The sequence below is a fragment of the Novacetimonas hansenii JCM 7643 genome (genome assembly GCF_000964405.1).
GTDB classification, from domain to species: domain Bacteria; phylum Pseudomonadota; class Alphaproteobacteria; order Acetobacterales; family Acetobacteraceae; genus Novacetimonas; species Novacetimonas hansenii.
In genome coordinates, this window is record NZ_BANE01000060.1 from 1 (window position 1) to 13748 (window position 13748).

The window sequence follows — 13748 nt, forward strand, 5'->3', positions numbered from 1 at the left end:
CTTTGGGAATCCTATGATTCAAGCTATTCGCAGTGCGCTCTAGGGCCTGACTCAAAAAGCGGTTTGAGTGGTTTTTGGCAGAAAACAACACTTCGTTGGGATCAAATCTTATGAGGCTGGAGGGCAAATTGTCTCCAACCTCATGACCATAAACTGCGATTGAGAAACCAAAAGAACCTATCTGGTTTTCACTGTGAATATCAGCACCTCTTAAAGTAACTGAAATAAATTTATGTTCGGTCAGACTCTCAGAGAATTATGTGAAATTTAGATAGAATAACCCACTCAAATAAACGTTTCCCAAAACCTTTTGTAAGACGTCACTTTTGAAAAACAAAGCGACGCCAAAAAACTTTTATTCCTGACAAATAAGTTGCCCCTCAGAAATCGTCCCGGCATGCCGGGACAGACCTCCTACTTTCCTGACATCGGATGCAGGGGGGCAAGATTGTCTTTCAGATACCGCATGCGTGCGATCGCAACATGCGAACGCAGCGTCGGATCAGATAGCATATGCGTCCCCGGCAACAGCATCAGGTCATAGGGACACCCAGCAGTCACCAATGCCCGTGTCAGCTTCAGCGTATTGATGAAATAGACATTATCATCCGTCACCCCATGTATCAGCAGCAGGGGACGTGACAGGCCGGATGCGTATGTCAGCACATTGCTGATACGGTATCCAGATACATCCTGATCCGGCAGCCCAAGATAACGTTCGGTATAGGCAGTGTCATAATCTGAAAAATCAACAGGTGGTGCCCCCGCCACGCCTGCATGGAACAGTTCGGGATGACGCATGACCGCCATGGCCGTGAAATATCCGCCAAACGACCAGCCATAAACCCCGACACGCTTCATATCCATTTCAGGAAATGCCTTGCCCAAGGCGGTCACACCCGCAACCTGATCGTCAAGAGGGGCATCAATCAGGTCATTATGTATGGCCCGTTCCCAGTCACGGTCACGACCGGGCGTCCCGCGCCCATCAAGGCTGACAACGATAAATCCCTGATTGGCAAGACACTGGTTTTCCGCATGCAGGCGCGGTGCGCGCAGTACTTCCTTATATCCCGGCCCGGCATAAACCGACAGGATAACCGGCAGGCGCTGCCCATGGCGAAAATTAACCGGCCGGATGACCATGGCGTCATAATCCCGCGTGCCAATTGTCAGGAACTGCATGTTGAACACAGGCGCGGGATGCGCGACGTCAGGCAATACACCTGTAACCTCCCCATCACGCCCACGCAGCAGCACACTCAGGCTGCCGTCCGCCGCATTGAAACGGTCGATGAAGCCGTCATGGTGACCGGCTGTAAAATTCACCTGATGCAACCCAGCCGCCGTCGCCAATGGCGTGACAGCCCCCGTCGCAAGATCCGCACGGTACACTGCGGTTCCCATGCGATCCGGTGTCGCGGTAAAGGTGATCGTATGGCGTGTCGCATCCACATCATCAAGTGAAGCAAATGGCAACGCCGATGGCGTCACAACATGATCCATGGACCCATCCGCGTGCCGCATCTCCAACTGCCAGCGACCACTACGTTCCGATGCCCACAGAAAATGCTGCCCATCATGCATCCAATAGGGGAGGGGAAGGCCCGTCGTCCGTGCCGTAGGGGCGATATTCACCCATGCAGCATCATGCTCGGACAACAGTTCCTTTGTCTGGCCCGTGCGGGGATCGACGTCGAGTACATGTTCCTCGTCCTGCGCACGGTCCATCACCACCATCGACAGATGCCCGGTTTCCTTTGACCAGACCACGCGCACGACATACGGATAACGCTCCTGATCCCAACGTATCCAGCGTGTATGGCCACCAGTACGCCTTATGATGCCAAGACGTACTTTTGCATTGGGCGTGCCTGCCTTGGGATAACGAAAGGCCACCGGCGGTGTCGCCGGATTTTCCGGATCGGCGATGTAGTGTTTTTCCACACCGGACAGGTCTGCTTCTTCATAGACAAGGAAACGGCTATCAGGCGACCACCACATGCCTTCATGACGATCCAGTTCTTCGGCCGCCGCGAATTCCGCAACGCCATGGGTCAGGTCCGCCGTGCCCCCGCGGGTGACGCGATGCACCTTGCCTGTTTCAAGCGCGATGACGTGGACATCATTATCCTTTATAACCGCGACATGACGTCCGTCGGGGGAAAGGCGTGGCGCACCCCAGTCATCCCCCGGCAACGATGTTACCTCCTGATTGGTCAGGTTGACCCGCAGCAGATGCCCCGCCTGGCTGGCAATGGCCATCGTCCCACCATCGGCCATTTCAAAAGCGGTCACACCCGTCATCGTCAGGCGCGCCCGCTCCCGCCGGGCTTTTTCCTCAACCGAAAGATGCTCGTTCGCGACCGCAACATGCGTCAATGCCACATCGCGTCCTGAAGCAATGTCACGATACCATAGCTGCTGGGCCGTATCCTGCGCGCCGCTGCGCAGGAACATAACCCCACGACCATCGGGGGTCAGCATCGCATTACGTGCAATGCCAAGCGTATAGCCCTGTGTCGCCGCACTTTCGGCAAAACATTGCAACGTATCGGCCCGACCGTAGCCCTGCCAGGCGGCAAGCATCAGCACACCGCCCATCAACCGCCATCTGTTCATCACCTTCATGGTGCAATTACCCGGGGACGAAGGATATCAGCGAGCATATCGGGCGTATTGGCGACCCGTTCCAGACGCGGGTAACGCAACCCCGCGTGATAGGGAACGTCAACCGTCGCATAACGATCCCCGGCACGAACCAGCAGACGAATGGGGGGGGCACCGGTCGCGGTTGCCGCTGTGATGGCATCGGACAGGGTATCCGCGTCGAAGGCAAAGCCGTTAACAGCCACGATTTCCTCGTCCATCGTCAGCCCAGCCTGCCAGGCGGGACTGTTCCATTCGACATTCAGAAGTTTTCCCTTCTGGTTAAGGGAGAAGCCAAGGGAGAAGCTGTAATCATGCATCTTCAACAAGGCTTCGCGCGCGGACTGGTATGCGGTGGGTTCCGTCGCATAAGTCAGGCGATACCCACCCCGTGCCAGTCCTTCAAGCGGGGCATGGCGGGTTACAACATCCACACGGTCATGCAGAAATTTGGCCCAGTCATAAGGCTGGACTGCATTCAGTGCGGCAATCATGTCCTCACGCCGATAGGGGTGGGTCACGATGCTGCCATCATCAACACCAAAGAACCGACGCGCAACATCATCCAAGGAATGCTGCCCGTGCGACAGGTCACGCAATAGCGTATCCACCTCCAACCACAACAACTGCCCTTCGGAATAGTAATCCTCGCTCCGCTGCCAGCTACGCCAGGAAAGGGGCGTGCGTCGTGCGATGACGGGATCGTTGGTCGTATCCACCAGGGGACGCCACAAACGCCCCGCGCGCCCGTCATAGGTCGCGGCCACCATCGCGATCGCATCCAGCACCTGCTGCGGTGTCATCAAACCACTGCGTGCGGCCAGGACATAACCCCAATATTGTGTCTGCCCTTCATAGATCCACAGCAGGGCCCCGCGTTGGGGAGTATTGAAATCCGCAGCCCACAGGTCATCCGGCCGACGGAATTTTCCATTCCAGGAATGGGTGAATTCATGCGCAAGCAGGTCACGGACGGGAAAGGTCTTGTCCCATTTTGTGAAATAGCCGCGCGGTCCACTATTCTCGCTGGACTGATGATGTTCCAGACCTATGCGGCCAAGTTCTTCGGTCAGGGCAAGCAGGAAATCATAATGTTCATAATGATGGGAACCAAAGACTGCATTCGCCTGTACGACCAGGTTACGATGCACCTGAACCTGCGCATCCGTCGCCGCAAGTTCTTCTGGCCGGTCGGCTACGACATCAAGTGAAACCGGAACGCCATGTGGCGGCGTCAGGTCGAAACGCCGGAAATAACGCCCGGCAAAGACCGGAGAATCCACAAGTCGGTCAAACGAAGTATCCTGGAATGTGACACTGTCGCCCGACACAGCCCCCGTACGGGCACGCAGCGCCGTTCCATACTGCCACCCATGCGGCAACACCAGCGTTGGCGATACGGTAATGCCACGCGTAAAATATCCTGCGGGATAGAGGGTTACGGCATTCCATTGCACATTAAGCATGTCGGGCGTCATCACCACGCGTCCCACATCGGGGGATACAGGGGTCAGGATCTGAAAATCCAGTGTCACCGTGGTTGTGCCCGCAGGGATGGGGATATGAAAGGCACTGATATCCACCGTATCACGGACCCATGCGATATTCTGGCTACCGGCACGCACCGACAGGCCGCCAAACTGCGTGATCGAACCGGTTGGCGCATGGTCTCCCGGTACCCACATCGGATACCTGACAATGAAATCCCCCCCGTGGGCCGACAGTTCTGGCGCAACAGGAAGCGTTTCGTGAACGGTATAGATATGACGCGCAAGGTCTGTCCCATCGACCTTTAGCGCAATGGTCCCAGGCATGTGCGCATCCCGTGCCGCCGGTATCGGCGCGGGCAGGGGACGCGGCTGCGGCACAGGCGCATCAGCCCCCCGCGCGTTCGCATTCATCGCGACAAAAACAGCAAGTCCTGACAAGCCTGCAAACAGGATAGAACGCAAAACGCATACTCCATACAAACATAGTGTACCGGTCATATCCCGATACGAAATCCTGGCCTTTCAGGCCCTTTGTGGACGAACGGACCTGAAGCAACATTCCGATGAAAGTAGAAGTTCCTGTTTCATACTATATTTAAAGAAAGCCATATTCCGCATGACTTTTTAAAAACAGTTTCCCGGAAACTTCCATATCGGGGCATCATGCCGTCCAGAACATTTTTTCAAAGGCCACCAAAGCCGGCACCAGAAATCCTGATAGTCCCATTTGAAAAAATCACCAGATTTTTACACGTGATTCTGGGCTAATATACAGAGACTGTCCCGGCTGTACGTTCCAGGCCTTGTACCATGCATCGATATTGTGCATCGGTACATTGACGCGGGCACGCGGGGGAGAATGCGGATCGGTAATCACGCGCTGGCGGATCGTGTCATCACGCAGCTTTTCACGCCAGACCTGCGCCCATCCCAGGAAAACACGCTGATCCCCGGTCATGCCATCAATGACCGGGGCTTTCTTTCCCTTCAACGAGGCATGATAGGCATCAAGCGCCAGAGTCAGGCCGCCAAGGTCTGCTATGTTTTCACCCATCGTCAACTTACCATTCAGGTGTACGCCAGGCAGAACCTCGAACGCATCATACTGCGCCCCAAAGCGCGCCGAAAGTTGATTGAAGCGTTCTTCGTCTTTTTTGGTCCACCAATCGCGCAACTGCCCCTTTTCGTCGAATTTACGACCTTCATCGTCAAAGGAATGGGTCATTTCATGACCGATCACCCCACCGATCGCCCCGTAATTGATGGCCATATCCGCCGAAGGGTTGAAAAATGGCGGCTGAAGAATGGCGGCGGGAAAGACAACCTCGTTAAAAACCGGATTATTATAGGCATTAACGGTCTGTGGCGTCATATCCCATTCGTCACGGTCAACAGGCTGCCCAAGGTGGGCCAACCAGTAAGACCATTCAAACGCGACACCGCGCGCCGAATTGCCATATGCATCGCCGCCATGAACAACCAGCCCCGTATAGTCGCGCCATTTGTTGGGATAGCCGATCTGGATCGCAGAACTGTCCAGCTTGCGGATGGCAGCCTTACGCGTCGCCTTGCCCATCCACGCATTATGTTTCAGGCGAATGCGAAACGCCGCCTTCAGTTCCTGCGTCAGGCCCACCATCTTGTCACGATAGGGGGCGGGGAAATACCGGCTGACATAGACCTTGCCCAACGCCATGCCCATGGCTTCGCCTGTTGCATGTCCCGCCCGTTTCCACCGTGCGGTCAGTTGCGGCTGCCCTGACAGGGTCTTGCCATGAAAATTGAACGATGCATTGACAAAATTATGCGGCAGAACCTGCGCCGCATTGTCCACAAGATGGAACGCCAGCCACGCACGCAGCGTCGTCATGTCTGTCCGGGCAAGGATCTGCGCCTCTGTCGTGATGGCGGACGGTTCGCCCACAATGATATGCCCCGACTGGGCCACGGCATCAGGAATGCGGGCCGCCTTCAGATAGGATGACCAGTCAAATCCGGGAGCTTTTTCCTGCAACATGGCAAGCGACATCGGATTATAAATCCGATCTGGATCACGCATATCCTGACGCGCCCAGTGCGCCTGTGCCAGAGCCGTTTCAAGCGCTACGATCGCGCCCGCGGCACCACGCGCGTCAGGCCAGCGGATCAGGGCGAGCATCTGTGCAATATATACCTGATAGGCGTCTTTTTTCGCCTGCATTTCGGGCTTCAGGTAATAATCACGATCCGGCATACCCAGCCCTGCCTGATCCAGTGTCAGGGCATATTTCGTGGGCGTACGGGCATCTGGCTGAATGCCCAGGGCAAACGGAGTGAACTGGAAACCATCCTGAGCAGTTCCCGACAGGGTGGCAAAATCGGTGATCGTGCGCAGTGCACGAATTTTCGAAAGATCATCGGACAGGGGACGAATGCCACGGTTCTCTATATTTTTTTCGTCAAGGAACGTGGCATAAAAAGTGCCAAGCTTCTGCTCGATTGTCTGGGGATCTTCGACCGGATGGGCGGACAGTTCCTCCAGAATGCTCCTGACGCGCGTCCGTGACAGTTCGGCCAGGGCATTGAACGGGCCATATGATGTCATGTCAGGTGGGATGACGATATTGCGTACCGCCGTACCATCCGCATATTCAAAAAAATCGTTTCCCGGCAGGGCTGAAGTATCACGTCCGGCGAGGTCAAATCCCCACCGTCCGAAATTGTCACTCACCACGCTGCCCGCCCCCTGTGCGGCCGGGGTGGCATGCGAAATGCCTGCACCACAGGTCGCCAGTAACGTGGCCCCCAAAAGTCCGGCGCGCATTGCCCGTCCTGTCATACCTGCCATTATGTATTCCCCGTTTCGAGAGCATGAGTAAGCATCTCCATTTTGACCTCAAAATGGAATCACGACAATATATCCACGCGTATAAGAAACATGAAGTTCACATCAGAAAACACAGATGTGACAATATGACGGTCCCCGCATCAGGATACGGGGCAGGGCACAACATATCCGTATCACCAATTTTTCAGAAATGTATGCAAAGCTGGTGTAACCATATTTTTAAATTTTAAGGCTACAGATCCACCCAAAGGATATATTTTTAAATATTACAAGAAATATTCATGGAATTTTATTGTTTTTAAATTTACTCTTGTTGATTTTAATATTATTTAAAAATAAAAACACTAAAAAACAAATATTTTCATTAAATTATCATGTTCATACCGCCTCCTTTCCACAATAAAAAAGGCGCGACCCGTTACCGGATCGCGCCCTGACATCGAAACCGCCAATCAGAACTGTGCGGAAACCGAACCGAAGAACATACGCGGCGCAGCCACGTACAGGTTGGCGTTGTCGTCGCCACTCACACTCGCGGCGCCATACACACCACCAATGTAGTTCTTGTTGAACAGGTTGGTAATACCAAAGGTCGTCTTGATATTCTGCGCAAAACCGACCTTGCCAAAGTTGTAGCTGCCATTCAGGTTCGACGTCCAGTAAGACGGAATGTACTGGTCGTTCGTATAGGTCATGGCGCGACGGCTGGTATAGGTCGCATTGAAGTTGAACATCGCCCGATGCCACGTATAGGTCAGGTTCGCCTTATACATGAACTTCGGGTAATAGACCTGATGCTTGCCCTTCAGGCTCAGCATGCTGCCGCCATCGGGAATGCTGCCTTCATAAACTGCATTATTCCAGCTGAAGCTGTTGGAAATCTCCAGTCCATGAACCGGACGGATGGCCGCCATCACATCCGCGCCGTTCATCGTTTCACGACCCACGTTCGCCACGGCACCATATGTGTTGCCGGTCGAACCCGACGTCACTGTCGCCAGACGGTTATAGTAGTCGGTGTGATAGAAATCAGCACTTGCCGTCAGCATCTTGGAGTTATAGCGATACCCCACGACGTAATTCCAGGTCCGTTCCGGACGCAATGTATTCTTGTTGGAATTGAACACGCTCTGTGCCGAATTAGCCGCGCTACCAAGACCGCCCCACACGGTGCCGGAGCTGCTCTGCTGACCATAGTCATAGGCGCGCATGTTCTCGGCAATATCGAAATACACTTCATGATGACGCTGGAAGTGATAATCGAAATTGAAATGCGGCAGGAATGCATCGGCCGCCGTCATGCTGCCATCGGCAGGATGGCTGTAATACGTGCCCCAGTTGGAATATTTGGCAGAATTATCAAGCTTCGTGCCACCATGCGTATCCTGCAGCATGGATTTGAAGCCCGCACTGACCGTCATACCCGGAATGATATGATAGGTGTCCTGCAGATAGAACTGGAACGTATTGGTGTTGAAGGAATCAGAATACCACGTCGCCGCCTGCGATGCCTTGAAATCGCTCTTGGAATTGTGGGCTGCATCCACACCATCCTCATACATGCGCATGGGATAGTTGAAGGCATCATTTTCATACCAGATCCCGGTCTGGATATCATTGCCATGCGTATGGATCGAGAAATTCTGTGTGAAGCCGATACGCTGCACATCAGGATGCCCGGTTTCCAGCGCCATCGGCACACCCGAGGTCGGGGAGACCAGGAATGGGTTGCTGCCGCTGTAATCGCCGCTGGAGACATGCGCATAGGCAATGGTCTTGGACGTTACGTTCGGGAAAATCTGGAATTCGCCTGTAATGGCGGACAGATAGTTACGCTGCGTCTGTGTACCGTCATAGGCGTAATCGCCAATTTCGTCATTCGACAGTATCCCTTCAAGATTGGAGGGAACGCCGCCATTCTGCGCGTAACCGGCATATTGCTTCGACAGGGCATAGTTGGGCTTCAGGTAGGTCGCGTTGCGCCCCATCTTCTGCCATATGTTCTTCGTCAGCCCCATGTAGTTGTACTGGGCAAAGTTCGAATAATCGAAAATCGCCGTGATCTTGCCGCGATCACCCACCGGCTGGACCAGCTTGAAATTAGCCTGCTGTTCCTGCTGGTCGCCAAAACCTTTCCACATATCCTGGTCCGTGCGCGCATAAGCCGCATAGAACCGGGTGCCCGTCGAATTCAGGACACCACTGTCGACGCGCCCGAACGTGCGGAATGCATTATAGCTGCCGAAGGTCTGACCGACACGTCCACCAGCCTTCAGCGAAGGATCGGACGTCGTATAGGTCAGCGCCCCGCCCAGGGTCTGCGCAGACGGCGTATCGAGCGCGCCGGCACCCTGCGACACGGTCATGCCCGCGACGTCTTCCTGGATTTCCATCTGATCGACACTAAGGCCGTTCCAGTTATGGAATCCCTGACCGCCCATCGGGATGCCGTCAAGCGTTTCACCAAGCTGCGTCTGGTTGAAGCCACGGACATACAGGGTGTTCGCCACCGTATCGAGACCGAAAGCATCATCCGATGCGAAATTAACGCCGGGCGTGGTCAGCGCAAGGATCTGGTTGGGGCTTGTGCCCTCAACGAAATGATCCATCTGCTCACGCGTTACGGCCTGAACCGCACCGTGGGAATGCACACGACCGACACTGACCTGCAGGGTTTCAGGCGCCGAATGCGGCACGGCAGTACTGCGTGCGGTGGCCTGCGCACGGGCAGGGGACACGCGGCCAGCATGCGTACTGGCAGCCTGCGGGGCATTCGTCCGGTGAAGACGATGGGCAGTCGTGCTGGAAGGGGTGGTCGCCCCTCCCTGCGTCGCGGCCACGGCCGTAGAACCGACCGACAGCAGCCACACAAACGCAGACCCTGCCAGCAAGGGCCGACGAGCCAGACGATTTTTTTCCCGCCTCACGATATTTGGCATAGAGGACTTTTTCCAATCACAGCCATGACGCGGTGCCGTATCGGATCATGCAATGATCCTGCACCGTCATATTGTTGATATTCACGCCGCGGCATGAGGAAAAAGTACGGAACATTTCGCTCATTGCTTCCCCCATAAAATCGGACCTGCCGACCGCCACAGCCTGTTTTTCAGATGAAAATCATTACAGTGTCAGAAGAGGGATTATTCAACGCCGAAAAAAGACAGCACACCACCCGTGCGCGCTTTGTGGTCAAAAAGCAACACATGGTCATGCCGACGCAAAAGTTCACATATGGATTTTTTTAAGTTTCCCACATATGAAAATGCGAGTCATTAACATTTCACTTATTCATTTTTTTCATATATTTCAAAAAAAATCAAAGGTTGTTTTTGATTATATCTTTTATTGAATCCAGACAGAAATATAAATTCAATGGCCCAAAATATATCCCATCAGATACAGATCGATATCATTCTGTTATCACAATATTTTTCCACAGACTCATCATGCTTATGTCATAAAAAATACATAAAACATTCATTTTAGGGCTTGCTGTATCCAAAAAGCCCTAGCCAAAACCGGCAGAATAACATTCACGATAAAATATCATATTTTTCGAAATATAAAATATGGAATGTACATTCCAAAGATAATGATCTTGCAAACCTATGCACGAACCTCTTTGCCAGCATCCTGTCATTCATTCTTTTTTTGATGATGTTAATTGAGATTACATACCATATTGAATAGGTTTTGCTTCACCGTCTGTTGTCATAACAATAAGAGTAGAGGCAAAAGGTGCATCGCCACGAACCAGCCGCGCGATGCACCCCGCCAATTTTCACGTGATTGCCAGAGTCACAACCATCCAGATATCAGCCAAAACGCGCACGAACGCTGAAGGTCACGCTGGCAGGCTGGCCGGGAAGACCGTCACTGAACTGCTTGGAGCAGCCATAATTGCTCACCGCCTGTCCGGCGAACGGACCGCTGGTGAAATTCCCGCATGAAGAAGGGGAAATCTGGCGATATTTGTACTGCCAGTAGAACGTATTGAACAGGTTATAGACATTCACGTCGAAGTTCAGGGACTTGAGTGGTCCGGCATTCTTCAGGGGCATTTCGTAATTGAGATCAAGCGAGAAGATCATATAAGGCGCGATGCCGCCATGTGGGTCATACGTCGTGGAACCCGCCGTGGCATTATAATAGGCATAGCTTCCATAGCTGCCGATACCAGGAATCGGGCCGACATTCTCGCTGCCCGTCAGGTCATAGCTTGTATATTGATGCCCGGTATACTGTCCCTGAAAGCGTACATTGAAATCGTCGCCGTGACGGAACATGCTGCGTTTGTTGTAATCAATGCCGATCGTCGACAGCCATTGTGGTACACCGGTCACAGGGGAGCCGTTCGTCGCAATACCGAACTGATCTTCCTGAACCGAGATGGATTCCAGCGCCGTCGCCTTATAATGATCGCTGAGGTGAGAGAAATTGCCAAAGAGCTGGATCTGCGGCGTGACCTGATAGACCACCGACATTTCCTCGCCCTTCATGGCACGCTGTCCTGCGTTGGTATAAATTGACATGCCTGCATCGGGACCAGACTGATAATTGAACATGCCAAAGTCCCGATCAATCTTCTGATAGAAATAATCAATGGAGACAGTCAGGTTAGAGCGGTTATACTTGATACCACCTTCCGCCATATGAACGATGGAGGCGTTGGGCACACTTCCCATGACTTCGGGCGAAAAATCCGATGTCGGGGCATACAGGGCGGAATTCCCCCAACTTCCATACAATGACAGGCCCTTGGCCGCAGGCAGGACCTTATCAAGGTCATATGTCACGTTAATGAACGGCAGCCATTCACGATCCCATTTATGGGCGCTATAGGCACCCGTGCCACATCCGTATTGTTGGCAATATGCGCTAGATGCAAGGCCGGCTGGCACTGTCCCGCCATAGATCTTGCTGCCCGTCAGGCTGGACTGGGTTCCTTCGACCACAAAACCGGGGGTGATATGAAGGGTGTTCTTGAACAGGTCAATTTTATCCTGGAAATAACCCTGGTACATGACACGCTGCGGTCCCCCGTCATACCCACTGATCAGGTTTGATGAGGTACGGGGAATATTTGATGTGCCCCATGCATATGTCGGGGAACTGTTGCCGGTTTCCTTTGCAATCAATGCGCCTACCTTGATGGTCTGCTGTATGCCCCACACTGTCGGGGGCGTAATCGTCAGGCGTGGACGGATGCCGTAGGTATCGGTGCGGGTATACGAAAGCTGCGCATTATATCCGCACGGGCTGGCCTGTCCGGCGGCACTCCACATATTTGCGACACTGCTGGGACAGGCGGCGGAACCGGCGGGAAAACGTGATGCCCCGTCATAGGTATAGACCTGAGGATCATAAAAGAGGTTCCCATACCCATACAATCCCTGCTCACCAAAACCTGCCGGGTTCTGGGCAAAGATGCTTGTGCCGGGCGGGTCATAGGCACCACTACCCCCATTAGGCGCAAAAGCTGCGGGATTGGCATAGCTTTCCATGGTCGAATCAGAAAATTCGTAAAAACCTGTTACGCCCGCTGTAATATAATCATTGATATATTTATCGTTTTTCAGGATCAGGGTAAAATAATCGTTGTTTTCCGAACTGAATGCCTGACTTGGGTCATAATTCGCATATTTCCCATATTCATTCAGATAGGCGATGGGCAATGGCTCTGCCACGAATTTCCCTGATCCGGTATTATACAGGGCCGTTAACTGGAACAACGACATGCCATCGTCATATGGCTTGTCAAAAGCAAATTCCATGTTGTTGTAACGCGCGGGGGTATGGTCAATATACCCACGTGTCTGCATGTTGGAATATTTGATCATCAGGCGCGGGGCATTGATCCCTTCACCCATCCAGCCATTGAGTTTGCCGCTATCGAACTGGAAGCCCTCGTTATAGGTGCCATAACTTCCAAGAGAGCCGAAAATATCAATCTGCCTTTTTTGCGCCGGACGCAGGCTGTGATAATCAATGGTGCCACCAATCGTGCCAAACGTCGTGGAGGCAGGGTAGGCGACACCGGGCATGATCGTCACGCCACTGATCTGATCAAGATTGAACCGCCCGCCGATGATGCTGTTGAGGTAGCCACCCGATCCCCCGTTCAGAAGATCCTGCATCGGCACGCCATCAAGGGTGGAAGCAACCTCTGACCCACGTGCGCCACGGATGGACATGACCGGTTCATTATTACCGATCCCCTGTGAATAGACATTGACCGATGGGGCATCGCGCAGGATGGAAACGATACTGCCCGTGATACCAGCCTGGCGGATATGATCTTCGCCCAGAACGGTCGCCGCACTTGGGGAATCCTTTTCACGCAGCAGGCGGCGCTGCGCCCGGACATAGATTTCCTCCATCTTGCTTTTCGGGCTGGCCACGGTCGTGCCCGCACCCTGTGCAGGTGCGGCAGCCGTCGGTGTGGTGGCAACCGGCGTTGCCTCTGCCTGCGGTACGGTCCGGGCAGGCGTCGTGGAGGTGGCGGATTGGGCATGATGCCCATGCGACGTGCCCCCTGATGCCGACGCCGAAACCGCCGTCGCACTGTCCTGCGCGCGGACAGCATTACTGTAAAGCCCGGCGCATGTCGTCGCCATCAGGGCGACGGCCATCGTGGCTGACGGGTGCAGGACCCGATAGGCGCCGATGCTGCTTTTGTTCAAAGAGGCAGGTTCTCCCTGCTGCATTAACGTGCAATGCAGCAGGGGAATATTTATTTTCCTCATAGAGTTCCCCTTTGTGATGAGCCGATTCATGAA

General features: G+C 53.7%; 5 protein-coding genes. All 5 read right to left on the reverse strand.

Features of this window, described 5'->3' with window-relative positions:
* Positions 1–414 precede the first annotated feature (414 nt).
* The gene (locus B7G66_RS04615) at positions 415–2631 is read right to left on the reverse strand and encodes a S9 family peptidase (protein ID WP_141312774.1); all 2217 of its coding nucleotides are present in this window, start codon (positions 2629–2631) and stop codon (positions 415–417) included.
* Positions 2628–4550, reverse strand: coding sequence for a M61 family metallopeptidase (locus tag B7G66_RS04620; RefSeq protein ID WP_003619978.1), 1923 nt, complete (start codon positions 4548–4550; stop codon positions 2628–2630). Before B7G66_RS04620 ends, B7G66_RS04615 begins: the two co-directional genes overlap by 4 nt.
* 325 nt (positions 4551–4875) lie before the next feature.
* Complete coding sequence (locus B7G66_RS04625) at positions 4876–6966, reverse strand: M13 family metallopeptidase (protein ID WP_048858876.1); 2091 nt, start codon at positions 6964–6966, stop codon at positions 4876–4878.
* A 452-nt stretch (positions 6967–7418) separates the two neighbouring features.
* Entirely contained in the window at positions 7419–9905 is a 2487-nt protein-coding gene (locus tag B7G66_RS04630; protein WP_003619980.1) for a TonB-dependent receptor domain-containing protein, read from the reverse strand.
* A gap of 879 nt (positions 9906–10784) precedes the next feature.
* Entirely contained in the window at positions 10785–13652 is a 2868-nt protein-coding gene (locus B7G66_RS04635; RefSeq protein WP_003619986.1) for a TonB-dependent receptor, read from the reverse strand.
* Between the last annotated feature and the right edge of the window lie 96 nt (positions 13653–13748).